The organism is Ruegeria sp. BB5 (genome assembly GCF_056539405.1).
In genome coordinates, this window is the sequence record NZ_JBQFUX010000007.1 from 157,361 (window position 1) to 175,629 (window position 18,269).

The following is an 18,269-nucleotide window of genomic DNA, read 5'->3' on the forward strand; positions in this document are numbered from 1 at the left end:
GATCACCTTTCGCGTTCCAATAGCTGTCCGTACCCGGGGATGGGTTCATCGATATTCAACAGTTGCAACGCCTGAAACAGCATCGCCTGGTTTGAGCTGATCACCGGTTTCCCAACCACGTCTTCCAGCCGGGCTATGACCTCGACGCTGCGCATGTCGGTGCAGGACAGAACCAGCGCGTCGGCCTCGGGGTGATCAGCCCCGCGGCCCAGTTCGAATACGGCATCCGGCTCTAACGCCCCCTGGCCTTCATTGCCAAGCGGTTCAGACACTTCCGAGCGTTGGATCGTGTCCACCCCCAGCTTGCCCAGAAAAGCAATCGCCATGTCGTTGATCGCCGGAACATAGGGCGAGGCGAAACCGATACGCTTGGCCCCCAGGGTGGACAACGCATGCACCAACGCCCCCGCTGCGGTCACCGTCTTGGCCCCGCTATCGGCGCTGATGCGGTTGGCCAGATCTCGGTCGAACTCGGGGCCATGAGTCAGTGTGGCCGAGGTGCATCCATAAAAGACAACGTCCGGCTTGGTTCCCATCAACAGGCGCAAAGGCTCATCCAAGTCGGCGGCCCCTAGATCGTGCATCTGGGATTCGTCGGGGATTTCATCCTCGTCATACCCACCCAATCGGGCTACGTGCAGTGAAACGCCTGCCGGGGACATCAGGGCCAGGTCAGGCTCAAAATTGGTGTTGGTGAAGGGCACCAGCAGACCGAACCGGGCCCGCCCTCTGGAAGCTGTCATATCTGTTCTTCCTGTTTCCATTGCGTCAGGATTTCTATCGCTTTGACCATCGCCGCCTGCGGACCGACGGTCATGCGCAGGGTATGAGGCAGGCCCGCGCCGCCTTGTGGGCGCAGGAATACGCCCTCGGACCGCAACCTTTGGTCCGCGCTTGCTGCGGCTTCGGTGCTGCCCATGTTGAGCAGCACAAAGTTGGTGAAACTGGGATAAGGCGCGAACCCAGCCTGTTTCAACTGGGCCGTTGCCTGATCCCGCAAGCTTGCGGTGATCTCGCAGGTTTCGCGCATATAGGCATCGTCCCGCGCGGCTGCCGCGGCAGCTATTTGGGCGCTGGCCGGGACGTTGTTCGGGTTCATCACTTTACGCAACTCTCCGGCGATGGCAGGTGGGAACAGACCCCACCCGACGCGATACCCCGCCATGCCGTATGCTTTTGAAAACGTGCGTAAAACAACTGTGTTTCCGCCCTGAACCAGATCGAAACACCGCTCGCCCAGGTGATCAGAAAATTCGCCATACGCTTCATCGATCACCAACACGATGTCAGGCCGCAGGCCCTGACGCAGGTGGACAAGTTCGGCTTTCGGAATGCGCGTGCCGGTCGGGTTGCCGGGGTTTGCGACAAAGACGATCCCGGTATCCGGTTGGACCGCGGCAAGCATGGCGTCGACACTGACGACGGCATCTACTTCGGCGGCAGGGTCGAACCGCGCGTTTGTCACCTGCGCCGCCGTTTGAAAGAACGGATAGGCATGGGCGGGCGCCAGCACCGCCCGGTCTGGCCCTGCGAACACACGCGCCAGGCATCCGATCAGGTCGAGCGATCCGTTGCCGCACAAAATACCATCGGGATCTATCCCGTGCAGTTCGGCCAGTGCGTGCCGCAGGTCCGTCCAGTCCGGATCGGGATAGAGCATTGAGCTGCCCAACGCCTGCGCCGCCGCCTCGGTCGCCTTGGGGCTGGGCGGGCGCAGGCTTTCATTTTGCGACAGCGAGATCAGGGTTTTGCCCTCGGGCGCGTCAAGGTTGGCCAGCGCATAGGGGGACATGCACGCAATATGCGGGTGCGGTTGGGTCATGTTTGCCTCCGATACTGGGTTTGGGCCATCGCCTCGCTGACAAGGCCCGCGCGGACGTCGCTTTGCACCGCCTCCTCCGAGCGTTCCTCGGGCAGGCCAAAGCCACCCCCACCCGGAGTTTCAAAGATCAGCGTTTCACCGGCCTTGATCCGAACCTCACCTTTGCCCGGCAGTTGGCGGTTTTCCGGCATCACGGTGATGCGACCGGGCGCGCCGTCCAACCCACCTTCTCGGCCGTTGGCAGGGTTTTTGATCCGCTCGACCGACAGGAACAGCATCAAATCCTGATCCTTGGACGCGCTGAGTTCGATATGCTGCCCCAGACCGCCGCGCAGACGCCCGGCGCCACCGGAATCGGGCCGCAGTTCACGATGGTGAAAAAGCACAGGGGCAACCGCCTCGGTGGTTTCGACCTGACTGCCCCAAACGCCGCTGGGAAAGGCCGTGGCCGACAGACCGTCCAGCCCGGGGCGTGCGCCTGTGCCGCCATTGAACACCAATTCCAACGCAAACTGGTTATCGCCCCGGTCGATCGCTTCAGGCGCGTGGCGCAGGGGCAGATCGTACATGCATGATGCCCCCTCGGCCGGAACCTTTTCAGGCAGGGCCTGCGACAGGCAGCCATAGACCAGGTCGGGGGTCATCTGCCCCAACGTGTGCCGCATCGCCACCGGTGCCGGAGGTTGCGCGTTCAGGATACAACCCTTGGGGCCGGTCACCCGAAACGGATCGAGCGAACCCGCATTGTTCGGGATATCCGCCCCGATGATGCAACGCAGGGCAAAGACGGAATAGGCGGTTGCATAGTTCAGTGGCACGTTGATCCCTTTACCCACACAGGCCGCTGTGCCGTCGAAGTCCAGCAACAGGTGATCATCGGCGATGGTCAGCGCTGCGTGCAGCTCGATCTCTTCGTCGTAACCATCTACTTTCAGCACATGTTGCCATGTGCCCTTGGGAAGGCCGGCGATAGCATCTAGCGTACCGCGACGTGACGTTTCGATGATGTATTCGGACAGCGCGCTCAGGTCGGTGATGCCAAATTCCTGCATCATCTGAACCAGCCTTGTTGACCCGGCCTCGCAACAGGCGATCAGGGCATAAATGTCGCCCTCGTTGGCGATGGGTTCGCGAGAGTTGGCTTTGACGATCTCAAGCACCAGCGCGTTGACCTCGCCTTGGCTGACCAGTTTGCAGGGCGGGATCAGCAGCCCTTCGTCATAGATATCCGACCCTTCCGGCCCCATGCCCAACCCGCCGAGGTCGACCAGATGCGAGGTACAGGCCGTATAGCCGATGACGGTATCGCCGTGGAACACGGGCATCATCAGCAAAAAGTCGTTCAGGTGACCCGAGGCGATCCACGGATCGTTGGTCATATAGATGTCGCCGGGTTTCATATCGGTCTGGGCAAATCTGGCGCGCAGAGTTTTGACCGCCTCGGCCATGGTGTTGATATGTCCGGGCGTGCCGGTGACAGCTTGTGCCAGCATCCGGCCCTGCATGTCGAATATCCCGGCCGAGATATCGCCGCATTCGCGCACAATGGGGCTGAAGGCCGCGCGGATCAGCGCCTGACCCTGTTCCTCGACCACGGCCAGAAGTCGGTTCCACATCACTTGCAGGCGTGTATCTGACTGGATCATCCCTGGGCCTCCTCTTGCCGCGTCAGCCAGATATTGCCCTGGCCATCCACGGTTGCGCTGAAATCTGCGCTAACAAATGTGGTCGTTTGTGCCTCGACAATCAGCGCCGGACCGCTGAGCGCGGCTCCGGATGTCAGGTCGGTGCGGTTGTAGACGCCTGCGGCGCGCCATTCTCCGGTGACGTCGCACAGGATCTGGCGCTGTTCGGTGGTTTCTGCCTGTTGATGGACCGGGTTGTCGGGATAAGGTTCATGCGCAGTTGCGGGCGATGAAACAGACAGCCCCCAGTTCAGAATCTCGATCGTCATGCCGGGCACGATCCGGCTGAACTGTCGGCTGTATTCCGTCTCAAACGCTTGCCTCAGCGCATCTAAATCTGAGGTCGCCAAAGCCCGGTCGGGCAGGCGGATTTCGATCTCATGCCCCTGACCGTGATATCGCATATAGGCGATCCGGCGTTGCAGCAGTGCCCCGTCGGGCGCACCGGCGCGAACAACCTGTTCAGCCTCGGCCTGCATACTGTCGAAGAACTGGTTCAACCCGTCGATATCCAGACTGTCCAACCGGGCATAGCGTGACCGGATGACCTCATAAGAGACCGGTGCAAACAGGAACCCGACGGCCGACCCGACGCCCGGATCACGCGGGATCAGTACGCGCCGCATCTGGGCACGCCGAGCCACACGAGTGGCGTGCAACGGACCGTTGCCGCCAAACGCGATCATCAACCGGTGGCCAAGAACCTTGCCGGATTCGACCGCGTGCATACGACCTGCGCTGGCCATGCTTTCGTCGACAATCTCACTGACCGCAAAGGCGGCCTGATCGGGGTTAAGGCTCAAAGGGTCGCCCACATCTTTCGCCATCGCCTGTTGCGCTGCGCTCTGATCGATCTGCAGCCGTCCTTCGGCAAAATGCCCAGGCTCGATCAAGCCCAGCGTCAGATCGGAATCGGTGACCGTCGGGTTTTCCCCGCCCTTTCCAAAGGCTGCCGGCCCGGGATCTGATCCGGCACTGTGGGGGCCAACCTGAATGCGGCCCAGGCGGTCTACACTGGCGATGGAACCGCCCCCGGCACCGATCTCGATCATCTCGATTACCGGTATCCGAACCGGCATGCCCGAGCCTTTGATAAAGCGTTCGGCCCGTGAGATTTCAAATTTGCGAGCGGTCTGAGGGCGATATTCGTCGATCAGGCACAGCTTGGCGGTGGTGCCGCCCATGTCAAAGGACAACACGTCGGTTTCGCCCGTGGCCTCGGCGATGCGGGCGGCCAGAATGGCGCCCCCGGCGGGGCCAGATTCCACCAATCGGATCGGCAGCCGGGCGGCGGTGTCCAGCGTGGTCATGCCGCCGCCTGCTGTCATCATCAGGATCGGGCAGGTTAATCCCATCTGCCGAAAGCGCGCCTCAAAATCCTGCAGATATCCGGCCATGAGCGGCTGCACGTAGGCATTGGCAATGGTGGTACACAGCCGGTCGAACTCGCGCGCTTCGGGGCTGACCTCGTGGCTGAGAGAGATGACCAGATCGGGCATATGCAGCGCCAGCAGATCGCGCAGGGCCAGTTCATGTGCAGGGTTGGCATAGGCGTGCAGCAGGCAGATGGCGACGGCCTCGACCTCAAGCGCCGTCAGTTGGTCCACCAAAGGCCCGATGGCCGCCGCGTCCAACGGTTCCAGTTCCTGCCCGTTGACGTCCATGCGCCCACCGATGGTCAGCGAATGGGTACGCGGTACGATCAGGTCGGGTTTGACCAGATCAATCGCATATTGGCTGTAGCGCCGCTCATAAGCAATCTCGAGGATATCCCGGAACCCACGCGTGGTGATGGTGGCGGTCGTGGCCCCGCGTCGTTCGATCAACGCGTTGGTGGCCAGCGTGGTGCCATGAATGAAACCGGTTACCCGATGCCAATCGGCACCAGCGGCTTCAAGCACATGCGTGGCACCCGCAACGGCACCAAGGGCAGGGCGATGTGGAGTGGTGGGAGTTTTGGTGGTTGCCACCACCTGCGATGCGCTGTTCAGCAGGACGGTATCAGTGAACGTACCGCCGATATCGATTGCCATGCGCAATCCATCTGGTTGGATCATTTGGGTATCAGCCTGAAAAGGTGGAACAAACCCGAAGCCGGGTCAGATGATAACGGTCTGTCCCCGCGGGTTAGACGACCAGATCGCACCCGGTGTCGCGACGCATCATCGGTTGTCGAAGGGTGGCTGTCACAGCTTCGGTTCCTTATCCTCTGATGCCTAGAACATTGAGTGAGGAATGCCCCATCCGTCAACAAATCTTTCGGCCCCCATGAATTTGGTTCCATTCCAGTATTGTGATATGACGTCGGGTAAGGTGCATCTTATTCACAAGTATTCCTAAATTTCATCTCAGGGGGGGAAGTTATGAAATTCAGCCATACTACACGTAGTGTTCTGATCGGTGCGGGCCTGATACTGGCAGGTCTGTCGCCCGCATTGTCGCAGGACCGCGAGGAAAGCCAGGGCATGGTGCTGCTGCGCGGGCTGCCGACGCTGGATACGAGTCACAGTATCGCAATCATTGAGCTGGACCCGGAGTCGGATCGGTTCGGAGAAATCCTCAGCGAAGTAGAACAGCCTGAGATGGAGCATCCCTTGCACCATCTGTATTACAGCCCGAATGGCAGGCTCTATGCCACGGGGCTTGATCCCTCGTGCAGTCTGGCCGAGGTCGGGTTGGCCCGCGATGCGGGCGGTGCGCCGGTAATTTCGGGCTTTACCTGTCTGGATACGCAGGGACAGATGGTGGGTGAAGACATCATGTGGGCCAATTCGAACGGTCAGGAATACATGTTCGTGACCTTCATGGGCGGAACCGGCGGCGATGATGGCGGTTCGGTGGGCGTTTTTGATCCACAGACGAATGAAGTCGTAAAAGTGATCGAAGCCCGCAAAAGCCAGGTGGGCGAAGGCGCGCCCTATATCATGTATCCGCATGGTATCTCGGCTTTTGAGGACCGCATGGTCGTGACGTCGACCGTGCATCCGGATCTGGCCACCGGTGTTGGCAACATGCTGACAGTCATTGATCTGAACGCGCTGGAGCCCATTGAAAACATCGTGGTTGAGAAAGAAAAGCCGCTGGACTTTCCGTCCTCTCCGGTCGAGGTGCTGTTTGCCCGCCCGGGCATCCATCCAGATATCGAACCGGCCATTCTGGCCAATACAATGTTCGGGTTCGAGACGTGGAAAGTACCTTATGACGCCAGTTCCAAGAGTTTTGGTGAGGCCGAAGTGATCTATAGCGGTGTTGCCAATGAAACGGCTGTACCTCTGGAATTCTACGGCACCGAGGATGAGCTGTTCATCTCGCATGCCCTGCCGGGTGTGGTGAAACGCTATGAATTGGCCGCGTTGCCCGAGCTGGTGCCCAGCGGGCCGGATATCGTCGCCGATCCGGGGGCGCATCATATGATCTTTTTCACCTCGGCTTCGGGGCGCGATTTGATTGCCGTTCAGAACAATCTGCTGAATCTGGGCAACGGGGCTGAAGATGATCCGACCGATGTGGATTTCATCGCCGATCTGGCCAGCCATACGATCTCGGTTCATGATCTGGAGACCGGAGAGCGTCTGGCCACGATTGATTTCAAAGAGCGTTACAACAAGGGAGTGGATAACCTCGAAGGACTGTTCGGCTCGGGGTTTGTTCACCACCACTGACGGCCGTTGGGGGGCGGAATGCGTTGGGTTGTGTTGATCCTGGCCGCCGCAGGGATTGCGGTGGCTGGTTGGATGGTCTGGGATCGGATGCGCGGCCCGACGGCAACGCCCATTGCCGATTTCTCAGCCCCTTTTGTGTTCGGGCGGTTTGCCGTTCCGCCCGACAACCCGCTGACGCAAGAGGCGTTCACGTTGGGCCGGCACCTGTTCTATGACCCCATCCTGTCGGGCAACAATGAGGTGTCCTGCGCAACCTGTCACGTGCAGGAATTGGCGTTTACCGATGGGCTGGCAAAGTCGCCGACATTGTCCGGGGGTGAGCTGGACTTTAGTTCGATGAGCCTCGCCAATTTGCTTTGGGGGCAGGAGAGGTTTTTCTGGAACGGCCGTGCGACCTCGTTGGAAGAGCAGGCTTTGATGCCGATCCAACATCCGGATGAGATGGGGCAGGATATCGATGCGCTGATGGAAGAGCTTCAGGCCTCAGGGTCTTATCGCAAGATGTTTCGTCAAGCCTATGGTGCGGTCACGCCCGAAAATACGGCCAAGGCGCTGGCGACTTTCATGCGGCTTTTGATCTCGTCAAACTCGAAATACGATCAATACCTACGGGGTGAGGTCCGGCTGACCGCGCAGGAAGAACATGGGCGCAAGCTGTTCATGGCGCATCCCGATACCAAGGTGTCCCTGAGGGGCGGCAATTGCATCGATTGCCACAGTCAGTTCCTGACCTCGGGCTTTCGCGATGCGCTGGACGGGTTTTCCAACAACGGGCTGGATCCGGATGAGACCTTGCCCGACGGTCTGATGGCGGTGACGGGCAACCCGGCGCATAAGGGGTTTTTCAAGGTTCCGACCCTGCGCAACATCGCCGTCACAGCTCCCTACATGCATGACGGTCGGTTCGACACGCTGGAGGATGTAATGGACCATTACAACGATGGTATCGTGGTCAGCGATACACTCAGCCCGTTGATCCTTGAGGCCGACAACGCGCCCGAGGCGGGGCAGGAAACGGTGGGCCTGCGCATGACGCCCGATGAAATCCAGGCCATCATCGCCTTCCTGCACACTCTGACGGATGAGGCGTTTCTGACCAACCCGCAGTTTTCCAACCCGTTCGAGGGAGGGTCGTGATGCGTCCGATCATTGTAGTTTCAGCCTTGGTGGTCCTGATCGCGGGGTGGTTCGTGCTGAACCCGGGGCAAAACAAAGCCACGCCGATCACGCTGACATTCCACGCCCAGATGGGGGATGAGCCTCTGATCTATGATCAATTCATCTATGATAATCCGGGCGGGCAGGGTCTTTTCAGGGTGCGCGACTTCAGGTTTTACCTCAGCAACCTGTCTTTCGGGCACGGGGATGAAACCTATCCCGAACCCGAAAGTTATCATTTGCTGCGCTTTGACAATGCGGACAGCGCGCATTCGATCACCTTGCCTGCCGTGCCATTGCCATCGATTGAAACTGTGCGGTTTCTGATCGGTGTCGATCCGGTTGCGAACAGCTCGATTGAGGTGCGCGGGGACCTGGACCCCAACAGTCAGATGGCCTGGAATTGGGAGGTCGGGTACAAATTTGTCGTATTCGAAGGGGCGCTGCAAGTGGGTGGGGACGTGTCCCCCCTGGTCTATCACGTGGGGTTTTCCGAGAACGCGCGCGAGGTCGAGTTTTCAGTTCCGGCAGTGGTTTTGGCAGACGGAAAGCAAGAGGTTCATCTGACCGTCGATCTGGCGAAACTATTCGACAATGCGGCACAGATCGACATGCAGGCGCTGCCCTCGGTCAAGTTCAACCGCACTGATGCCGAGGTGCTGGCCAACAACTATGCCAACATGATCGCGCCGAGTTTCTGAGGGTGTTTAATCCACCTAAGGGTGGTGTTTCAGGAACATCGGGCCGCCGCGCCAGCGTGGAAACCCATAACCGTTGACCATGACCACGTCGATATCCTCGGGGCGGCGTGCTATGCCTTCCGCCAAAAGAGCCTGCGCCTCGGTGTGCATAGTGGACAGAATGCGCTGGATGATCTCGGTGTCGGATATCGGAGTGCGCGCGATCTTTTTGCGCGCGGATTCCGCGAGAACAAGGTTTTCCACCCATTGCGATGGGGTCGCTTTGTCGTCCGCGTAATCGTACCAACCTTGGCTAGCCTTGCGCCCGAAACGTCCCGCCTCACACAGCTTGTCGGCAATGTGAACATAGCGCTGGGCGGGGTCGCGGGTCGCGGCTCGGCTTTTGCGCTTGGCCCATCTGATGTCGAGGCCCGCAAGGTCCTGCATCTCAAACACGCCCATGGGAAAACCAAAATCGCGCATCGCCTGATCAACGTCCCATGGAAGGGCACCGTCTTCGACTATGTATTCGCATTCACGTCGATAGGCAGACATGATGCGGTTGCCGATAAACCCGTCACATACACCGGCGGGCACGGCGATCTTTCCAAGCTTACGCGACAGTGCCAACCCTGTGGCCACAACGGATAGGGCGGCACTGTCTGGGATGATGACCTCAACCAGTTTCATGATGTGGGCGGGTGAGAAAAAGTGCAGGCCGATCACACGTTCGGGGTGTCTGGTTTGGGCGGCCATGGCGCTGATATTCAGATAAGACGTGTTGCTGGCTAGAATGGCGTCGCGCCGGATATGTTTATCAAGCTCCTGAAAAACCTGCGCTTTCAGCTCCATGTCCTCGAATACAGCCTCGATGATCAGATCGGTTTCGGTCAGAGCCTTGAATGTGGTCGTGGTTGATAAAGCGGCGGTCAGAGCCTCCTGCTTGCCTTGGTCAATCAGGCCGCGCTTTCTGCTGTTGTCTAGGATGGCTGTGATGCGACCTTGCCCGGCTGCACGGGTAGCTTCGTCCCGTTCAGCCAAGGTCACTGACAGCCCTGCCAGCAGGCAGGCGGCGGCGATCCCGGCCCCCATGGTGCCCCCACCAATCACGCCGATGCTTGTGAGCGGATGGGGTTCCATGTCCTTCAGTTCGGACAGTTTTGACGCTGATCTTTCAGCAAAGAAGATGTATCGCAAGGCCGCGCTTTGCGGGTCGGATTTCAGGGTCAAAAACGTCTCACGCTCTTGAACCAGAGCTTGATCCGCGGGCAGATCGAGCGCGGTTTGCACTGCCCTTGCTGCTGCGACAGGCGCATGTGCGCCGCGCGCTTTTGAGATGACGCGGGCCTTTGCCGCGTCCCAAGCTGTTGGGTCCGTAACTGGTTTGGCGTTCCGGTGCCGCAATGCAGTTCTAGGCCGAGCGTTTGCGGCCGACCGGGCCAGCGTACTGGCACAGGCCATCAGGTCACCGTCGGCGATATCGTCAATCAGACCTAGGTTCAGCGCCGTCGTAGCAGAGATCGGTTTACCGCTGGTCACCATGTTCAGCGCCTCAAGCGGGTCGATCAGGCGCGGTAGTCGAACGGTGCCGCCCGCGCCAGGGATCAGGCCCAGCGTTACCTCGGGCAGGCCAAACCTGGTACTGCGCAGCGCCACGCGGTGACTGCACCCAAGCGCGATCTCAAGTCCACCGCCAAGGACAGAACCGTGCAGTGCCGCGACCCAGGGCTTTATTGTGTCTTCAATCGCCTGGATGACGTCCGGCAGGTGGGGTTCCATTGGCGACTTGTCAAACTCGCGTACATCCGCACCAGCAGTGAATGTCCGACCTTCAGCGCACAGTATGACGGCCTTGGCAGAGGTGTTCGCTTCGGTCTCAGCAATGGCTGCCAACAGCCCCGCGCGCACTGCCTGACTGGCCGCGTTCACAGGCGGGTTGTCGATCGTCACAACCGCCAAATCGTCCTTTGTTTCGACACGCACCACCATCCGGCCACCCGACGTTTTGGAGAATAATTGAAAGCGTAACTTCCCGCAAAAAAACTTCAAGCATAAAATATTTTAGCTTGAAGGGATAAGCGACTCGGTCTAGCGTTTAAGGTATTCAGACGGATGAAGGGAAGTTTAGCGATGCGCATTGCTTGCCTTGGCGGCGGACCGGCGGGTCTTTATTTCGGGATTTCGATGAAGCTTCGAAATCCGGCGGCCGAGATTGAGGTGATCGAGCGCAACCGACCCGATGACACCTTTGGCTGGGGCGTCGTTCTGTCCGATGAAACGTTGGACAATCTGGCGGTCAACGATCCGATCAGCGCTGAGAGAATTCGGGAACAGTTTGCCTATTGGGACGATGTGGCGCTGGTTCACAAAGGCCAGCGCACTGTGTCTGGCGGGCATGGGTTCTGCGGCATCGGGCGCAAGCAGCTGTTGCTGATCCTGCAGGCCCGCGCCCGCGAATTGGATGTGAAGATGCGGTTCGAAACCGAGGCTGCATCCGCCTTGGACTATATGGCCAACTATGACGTCGTCATTGCGTCGGACGGGTTGAATTCGAAAACCCGCGCCGAGTTTTCAGAAGTGTTCAAACCGGATATCGACCAGCGCCTGTGTCAGTTTGTGTGGCTGGGAACGCACCAGAAATTCGACGACGCATTTACCTTTATCTTCGAGAAGACCGATAAGGGCTGGGTTTGGGCCCATGCCTATCAATTCGATCCAGACACCGCGACTTTCATTGTCGAATGCACACAAGAGACATTCGATGCCTATGGCTTTGACAAGATGAGCCAGCAGGACTCGATTGCCGTTTGCCAAGACATCTTCAAGGATCATCTGGGCGGGCATGCTCTGATGACCAATGCCAACCATATCCGTGGCTCAGCCTGGCTGCGGTTTCCGCGCGTGCTGTGTGAGAAATGGAGCCACGACAACGTCGTTTTGCTGGGGGATGCTGCGGCTACGGCGCATTTCTCGATCGGGTCGGGAACCAAATTGGCGTTGGAAAGCGCGATTGCGCTGGCCGAGTATATCCACAGCGAAGACACGCTTGAGGCTGCCTTTGCCCGTTATGAAGACGAACGGCGGCTCGAAGTACTGCGACTGCAATCGGCGGCGCGGAACTCGGTTGAGTGGTTCGAGGATGTTGAACGCTATCTGGATCTGGATTCCGTGCAGCTGAACTATTCCATGCTGACCCGGTCGCAACGGATCAGCCATGAAAACCTGCGCGAACGCGATGCCGGGTGGCTGGGCCGGGCCGAGGCCTGGTTCATGGCGCAAGCGGGGGTCGGGATCAACGCTCCCGCCCGCGCGCCCATGTTTGCGCCATTCCGTCTGCGTGGGATGGAGTTGAAGAACCGGATCGTGGTCTCACCCATGGCACAGTACAAGGCCGTGGATGGCTGCCCGACCGACTGGCATCTGATCCACTATGGCGAGCGCGCCAAGGGCGGGGCAGGGCTGGTCTATACCGAGATGACTTGTGTCAGTGCCGATGGTCGCATCTCGCCAGGTTGTCCCGGTCTGTATGCGCCCGAGCATGAGGCGGCATGGCGCCGCCTGACCGATTTCGTCCACACCGAGACCGACGCCAAGATTTGCTGCCAGATCGGTCATGCAGGGCGCAAGGGATCGACGCGCATCGGTTGGGAGGGCATGGATCAGCCGTTGGAGGAAAGCAACTGGCCCCTGATCTCCGCCTCGGCCATTGCGTGGTCAGACGACAACGCCACACCCAAAGCGATGGATCGGTGGGATATGGATCGCGTCATGGCTGAGTTCGCAGCAGCCGCCCAAATGGCTGATCGCGCCGGGTTCGACATGATAGAACTCCACGCGGCGCATGGGTATCTGATCTCGTCCTTCATCTCTCCGCTTTCAAATACACGAGACGACGACTATGGCGGCAGTTTGGAAAACCGCATGCGTTACCCGCTTGAGGTGTTCGCGGCCATGCGCGCGGTCTGGCCCGAGGCCAAGCCGATGGCAGTGCGTATATCGGCCAGTGACTGGGCGGGTGAAAACGGCATCACACCGGAAGAGGCCGTTGAGATCGCGGCGATGTTCGATGCGGCGGGGGTGGATATCGTGGATGTGTCCGCAGGCCAGACCTCGACACAGGCGCAGCCGATTTATGGGCGGATGTTCCAGACCCCATTCTCGGACCGTATCCGCAATGAACGTGGCATCAAGACAATGGCAGTTGGCAACATCTACGAGGCCGACCACGTCAATTCGATCTTGATGGCCGGGCGCGCTGATCTGGTCTGTCTGGCCAGACCGCATCTGAACGACCCCTATTGGACCTTGCACGCAGCCACGGCGCTGGGCGACAGGCAGGAGATCTGGCCAAAACCCTATGAGGCTGGGCGCGATCAGGCCTGGCGTCTGGCCGACCGCGACGCGGAAATGGCAGGTAAGGTATGAGTCATGTGGTCATATCAGGCGGTGGCACCGGGGTCGGTGCAGCGATTGCGAAGACGTTTGCAGAGGATGGCGTGGCGATCACTCTTTTGGGTCGGACCGAGGTCACCTTGCAGCAGCAGAGGCTACCTTTCGAAGTCTGCGATGTGACCGACACGGTGCAAGTACAGGCCGCTTTCGAGTCCGCCCGCGCCCAACGCGGCCCGGTCACGGCGGTCATCGCCAATGCAGGCGCGGCGCATTCGGTGCCGTTTGCCAAAATGACGGCGGATGACCTGCGCGGCATGACCGAGGTCAACTTGATCGGTGTGTTCAACGTCTGGCAGGCCGGGCTGGCAGACATGCAGAGGGCGGGCGCCGGGCGTCTGGTCGCCATCGCCTCGACAGCGGGATTGAAAGGCTATCCTTACGTCTCTGGTTATTGCGCCGCGAAACACGGGGTTATCGGCCTGACCCGCTCGCTGGCAGTTGAACTGGCCCCGACCGGGATCACCGTCAACGCCGTGTGCCCCGGTTTTGTAGACACGCCGATGCTGGAACGTTCGATCGAAACCATCGTCGAAAAAACGGGGATGAGCGCAGAGGACGCCGCCGCCTCGCTTCACCGGGGCAACCCCCAACGCCGGTTTATCGAAACGGATGAGGTCGCCAGCGCAGTGAAATGGCTGTGCTCGGACGCTGCGAAATCCGTGAACGGACACATGCTCAGCCTTTCGGGAGGTGAAATATGACCCCGACCCTTGCACACCCCCCGCTTGAGGATGCCTCGAAAGAACGGCTACGCCTGTGGTTGCGTCTGTTGAAAACCACCCGAGGTATCGAGGCCAAACTGCGTGAGAATTTCCGGGCCGAGTTCGACACGACCTTGCCCCGGTTCGACGTGATGGCAGCGCTCTCGCGCTTTGAGGGCGGCCTGAAAATGAGCGAGATTTCGGGCGTGCTGCGCGTCTCCAATGGCAACGTGACCGGGATCGTGGACCGGCTGGCTGACGATGGCCTGCTGGTGCGGGTGCCGGTGCCTGGAGACCGCCGCGCCCATCGTGTGTGTATGACCCAAAAGGGCCGCGCGGAATTCGCCCGCCAGGCCGCCGCGCATGAGGCATGGATCGCCGATATGCTGGGTCAATTCTCGGCCGAGGATGCAAGGACGCTCACCACTGAATTCAGCCTGCCGGAGGAGCCTAATGATCCGTGACGTCAAACATTTCCAGTGTGAGGTGCAAGACCGCGTTGCCACGGTCAGCTTGGACCGGCCTGAGCGGAAAAACCCGCTGACCTTCGACAGCTATGCCGAGTTGCGCGACTGGTTTCGCGATCTGGTCTATGTCGATGATGTGGACGCCGTGGTCTTTGCGTCGAATGGTGGCAATTTCAGCTCGGGTGGCGATGTGCATGACATCATCGGCCCGCTGACCCGCATGAATATGAAAGAGTTGTTGGCCTTTACCCGCATGACCGGAGATCTGGTCAAGGCGATGGTGAATTGCGGCAAGCCGGTGATTGCGGCGGTGGACGGTATCTGCGTTGGGGCTGGAGCGATCATCGCCATGGCATCCGATCTGCGTATCGCCACACCACAGGCGAAATGCGCCTTTCTGTTCACACGGGTTGGGCTGGCTGGTTGTGACATGGGAGCCTGTGCCATCTTGCCCCGTATCATCGGGCAGGGGCGGGCGGCAGAGCTGCTCTATACCGGGCGGTCTATGAGCGCCGAGGAGGGGCTTGGCTGGGGGTTCTACAACAGCGTGGTCGAGGCGGATCAGCTTGAGGGCGCGGCGCAGAACATGGCCCGGCGTATCTCTGCGGGACCGAACTTCGCGCATATGATGACCAAAACCATGTTGGCGCAGGAATGGTCCATGTCGATCGAACAGGCCATCGAAGCCGAGGCACAAGCGCAGGCCATCTGCATGCAGTCCGGCGATTTTGAGCGTGCCTACAACGCCTTTGTCGCCAAAGAAAAACCAGAGTTCGAGGGGGATTGATGGCAGATCGCAGCTTCCTGTCATGGCCATTTTTCGAGCCACGCCACCGCAGCTGGGCCGCGCGAGTCGAAGAGGTCGTGCAGGAGCTAAAGGTCGACCACGCGGACACGGATGCCGCCTGCCGCGCGCTGGTGCGCGACTTGGGTGCGGCGGGGCTGCTGCAGCCAACTGCGGATGAAGACGGCCAGTTGGATGTGCGGACTTTGTGTCTGACCCGGGAAATCCTTGCCCGGTATGATGGGTTAGCCGATTTTTCCTTTGCCATGCAGGGCCTTGGCACCGGTGCGATTTCCCTGTTCGGCTCACCCCAGCAAAAGGCCGAATGGTTGCCAAAAACGCGCAGCGGGCAGGCGATTTCAGCCTTTGCGCTGACCGAGCCACAGTCAGGATCCGATGTGGCGAATTCTGCCATGACCGCGACATGTGATGGTGATCACTATGTTCTGAACGGCGAAAAGACTTGGATATCGAACGGGGGCATTGCCGATGTCTACACCCTGTTCGCCCGCACGGGCGAGGCGCCGGGTGCTAAGGGATTGTCTGCCTTTGTGGTAACACCCGACTTGCCGGGGTTTGAGGTTGCCGAACAGCTGCACACCATCGCTCCGCATCCGCTGGCGACACTGCGGTTTTCTGATACGCGTATCCCAGCGTCGGCGATGATCGGCGCGCCCGGTGCCGGGTTCAAGATCGCCATGTCAGTGCTGGATGTGTTCCGCTCGACCGTGGCGGCAGCGGCCTTGGGGTTCGCCCGGTGCGCGTTGGATGAGGCGTTGACGCGGGTCAGCGCCCGTCATGTGCAAGGCGCGCCGCTGTTCGATCTGCAGATGGTGCAGGGGCACATCGCCGATATGGCGCTGGACGTCGATGCGGCGGCGCTGCTGGTCTACCGCGCCGCTTGGACCAAAGACAGTGGGGCACCACGGATCACACGTGAGGCCGCAATGGCCAAGCTTTTTGCCACCGACCACGCGCAGCAGGTCATCGACAAGGCGGTACAGCTGTTCGGCGGTGACGGTGTCCGATCAGGCATGCCGGTCGAGGCGCTGTACCGTGAAATCCGGGCGTTGCGCATCTACGAGGGTGCCTCGGACGTTCAGAAAGTGGTCATCGCCCGTCAGGCAATGGCCGCTCATAGGGAGGGGAAGTGATGTTGGGACCGTCCGCGCATATCGATACGTTCAGCCGCGATAGCTTGCCGTCCGAGGAGCAGCGGCCAGATTTTCTGTTGGACGGGTTCGACTATCCCGACCTTCTGAATGCGGCGTATGAGCTAACCGATGCGATGGTGGACAAGGGGTTTGGAGACAACATCGCCCTGATCGGAAATGGGCGGCAGCGGACCTATAAAGAGCTGACCGACTGGACCAATCGTCTGGCGCACGTGCTGGTCGAAGATCTGGGGGTACAGCCCGGTAACCGGGTGTTGATCCGGTCGGCGAATAACCCGGCCATGGTGGCCTGCTGGCTGGCCGCGACCAAAGCTGGGGCCGTGGTTGTCAACACTATGCCCATGCTGCGGGCGGGAGAGTTGACCAAACATGTGGACAAGGCCGAGATCCAGTTCGCCCTCTGCGATACGCGTTTGATGGAGGAAATGGAAACCTGCGCACAGGACAGCCGGTTCCTAGAGCGCGTCGTGGGGTTCGACGGCACCTCAAACCACGATGCCGAACTTGATCGTCTGGCGCTGGAAAAACCGGTTCAGTTCGAATGCGTGCAAACGGGTCGCGATGACGTTGCCCTTCTGGGATTCACCTCAGGTTCGACCGGAGAGCCCAAGGCCACGATGCACTTTCACCGCGATCTGATGATCATCGCCGATGGCTATGCGCGCGAGGTTCTGAACGTGCAGCCTGAGGACGTCTTTGTCGGGTCCCCTCCACTGGCATTCACTTTCGGGCTGGGTGGACTGGCGGTGTTTCCACTGCGATTTGGGGCAACGGCGACCTTGCTGGAACAAGCCTCTCCCTCCGGTATGATCGAGATCATCGAGAAGTATAAAGCCACCGTCTGTTTCACAGCTCCAACCGCCTATCGGGTCATGTTGCAAGCGATGGAGGACGGGGCCGATCTGTCCAGCCTGCGCGCTGCCGTTTCGGCGGGCGAGACGTTGCCCAAACCCGTCTATGACGACTGGATTGCACGTACAGGCAAGCCGATGCTCGATGGCATCGGGGCCACGGAATTGCTGCATATCTTCATCTCAAACCGGTTCGACGATCACCGGCCCGCTTGCACCGGAAGGCCGGTCAAAGGGTACGAAGCGAAGGTTTTGAACCGCGACGGGACTGAGGCCAAAACGGGCGACATTGGCCGATTGGCGGTGCGAGGCCCGACCGGCTGCCGATATCTGAATGATGATCGTCAAAAGGATTATGTTCACGACGGCTGGAACATCACCGGCGACAGTTTCTATCAGGACGAGGGCGGCTATTTCCATTTCGCGGCACGCAATGACGATATGATCGTCTCGGCCGGGTACAATATCGCAGGCCCCGAGGTCGAAGCCGCGCTGCTGGCGCACGAGGCCGTGCTGGAATGCGCAGTGATAGGCGCCCCAGACCCGGATCGGGGCGAAATTGTCGAGGCGCATGTCGTGCTGACCGAAGGTGCTGTGGCAGAGGATAGCCTGCGCGAGGCGCTGCAAACTCATGTCAAATCCGTAATCGCGCCCTACAAGTACCCACGCTCGATCCGGTTCTGCGACGCGTTGCCAAAGACTGCGACGGGAAAAATTCAGCGCTTCAGGTTGAAATCCCCCTCGACGAACGGGGCGTGATCGGTGTGAATAGCGGCATAACAAAAAAGAACGCCCTGTCAGGGGCATAGGCTGAACGCGGGGAAGATTGGCA

14 protein-coding genes are annotated in these 18,269 nt (G+C 59.9%); 9 read left to right on the forward strand and 5 right to left on the reverse strand.

Features of this window, described 5'->3' with window-relative positions:
* Positions 1-2: 2 nt before the first annotated feature.
* The 4 genes from ACR0DL_RS16015 to ACR0DL_RS16030 are packed head-to-tail and all read right to left on the reverse strand — an operon-like array spanning position 3 to position 5,564.
* Positions 3-743 carry a maleate cis-trans isomerase family protein gene (locus ACR0DL_RS16015; protein WP_170397851.1) on the reverse strand — a complete coding sequence of 247 codons (741 nt, stop codon included), beginning with the start codon at positions 741-743 and terminating at the stop codon, positions 3-5.
* Entirely contained in the window at positions 740-1,822 is a 1,083-nt protein-coding gene (locus ACR0DL_RS16020; RefSeq protein ID WP_480690137.1) for a pyridoxal phosphate-dependent aminotransferase, read from the reverse strand. The genes ACR0DL_RS16015 and ACR0DL_RS16020 overlap by 4 nt, the downstream gene beginning before the upstream one ends.
* Positions 1,819-3,468: a hydantoinase B/oxoprolinase family protein gene (locus ACR0DL_RS16025; RefSeq protein ID WP_480690139.1), complete on the reverse strand. Its 1,650-nt coding sequence runs from the start codon at positions 3,466-3,468 to the stop codon at positions 1,819-1,821. The genes ACR0DL_RS16020 and ACR0DL_RS16025 overlap by 4 nt, the downstream gene beginning before the upstream one ends.
* Complete coding sequence (locus ACR0DL_RS16030) at positions 3,465-5,564, reverse strand: hydantoinase/oxoprolinase family protein (protein ID WP_480690141.1); 2,100 nt, start codon at positions 5,562-5,564, stop codon at positions 3,465-3,467. Before ACR0DL_RS16030 ends, ACR0DL_RS16025 begins: the two co-directional genes overlap by 4 nt.
* A gap of 306 nt (positions 5,565-5,870) precedes the next feature.
* Between ACR0DL_RS16030 and ACR0DL_RS16035 the strand changes: the two genes are divergently transcribed.
* From ACR0DL_RS16035 to ACR0DL_RS16045, 3 genes are read left to right on the forward strand one after another with little or no spacing between them, the layout of a single operon-like run.
* Positions 5,871-7,169: a hypothetical protein gene (locus tag ACR0DL_RS16035; RefSeq protein ID WP_480690143.1), complete on the forward strand. Its 1,299-nt coding sequence runs from the start codon at positions 5,871-5,873 to the stop codon at positions 7,167-7,169.
* Positions 7,170-7,187: 18 nt separating this feature from the next.
* Complete coding sequence (locus ACR0DL_RS16040) at positions 7,188-8,306, forward strand: cytochrome-c peroxidase (protein ID WP_170350921.1); 1,119 nt, start codon at positions 7,188-7,190, stop codon at positions 8,304-8,306.
* The gene (locus ACR0DL_RS16045; protein ID WP_480690145.1) at positions 8,306-9,028 is read left to right on the forward strand and encodes an MbnP family protein; all 723 of its coding nucleotides are present in this window, start codon (positions 8,306-8,308) and stop codon (positions 9,026-9,028) included. The genes ACR0DL_RS16040 and ACR0DL_RS16045 overlap by 1 nt, the downstream gene beginning before the upstream one ends.
* Positions 9,029-9,043: 15 nt before the next feature.
* Here the strand turns inward: ACR0DL_RS16045 and ACR0DL_RS16050 are convergent, their stop codons facing one another.
* Positions 9,044-10,996, reverse strand: a complete 1,953-nt coding sequence (locus tag ACR0DL_RS16050; protein WP_480690147.1) for a 3-hydroxyacyl-CoA dehydrogenase NAD-binding domain-containing protein — start codon at positions 10,994-10,996, stop codon at positions 9,044-9,046.
* Between the two features lie 141 nt (positions 10,997-11,137).
* Between ACR0DL_RS16050 and ACR0DL_RS16055 the strand changes: the two genes are divergently transcribed.
* Genes ACR0DL_RS16055 through ACR0DL_RS16080 form a run of 6 tightly spaced genes read left to right on the forward strand, consistent with a single transcriptional unit; the run spans position 11,138 to position 18,196 of the window.
* Complete coding sequence (locus ACR0DL_RS16055) at positions 11,138-13,432, forward strand: bifunctional salicylyl-CoA 5-hydroxylase/oxidoreductase (RefSeq protein WP_480690191.1); 2,295 nt, start codon at positions 11,138-11,140, stop codon at positions 13,430-13,432.
* Entirely contained in the window at positions 13,429-14,160 is a 732-nt protein-coding gene (locus ACR0DL_RS16060) for an SDR family NAD(P)-dependent oxidoreductase (RefSeq protein WP_480690149.1), read from the forward strand. The genes ACR0DL_RS16055 and ACR0DL_RS16060 overlap by 4 nt, the downstream gene beginning before the upstream one ends.
* Positions 14,157-14,624, forward strand: a complete 468-nt coding sequence (locus ACR0DL_RS16065; protein WP_170350925.1) for a MarR family winged helix-turn-helix transcriptional regulator — start codon at positions 14,157-14,159, stop codon at positions 14,622-14,624. The genes ACR0DL_RS16060 and ACR0DL_RS16065 overlap by 4 nt, the downstream gene beginning before the upstream one ends.
* Entirely contained in the window at positions 14,614-15,414 is an 801-nt protein-coding gene (locus ACR0DL_RS16070; RefSeq protein WP_170362121.1) for an enoyl-CoA hydratase family protein, read from the forward strand. Before ACR0DL_RS16065 ends, ACR0DL_RS16070 begins: the two co-directional genes overlap by 11 nt.
* Entirely contained in the window at positions 15,414-16,565 is a 1,152-nt protein-coding gene (locus tag ACR0DL_RS16075) for an acyl-CoA dehydrogenase family protein (protein WP_480690151.1), read from the forward strand. Before ACR0DL_RS16070 ends, ACR0DL_RS16075 begins: the two co-directional genes overlap by 1 nt.
* On the forward strand, positions 16,565-18,196 hold the full coding sequence (locus ACR0DL_RS16080; RefSeq protein WP_480690153.1) for an AMP-binding protein: 1,632 nt from the start codon (positions 16,565-16,567) through the stop codon (positions 18,194-18,196). Before ACR0DL_RS16075 ends, ACR0DL_RS16080 begins: the two co-directional genes overlap by 1 nt.
* Positions 18,197-18,269 lie beyond the last annotated feature (73 nt).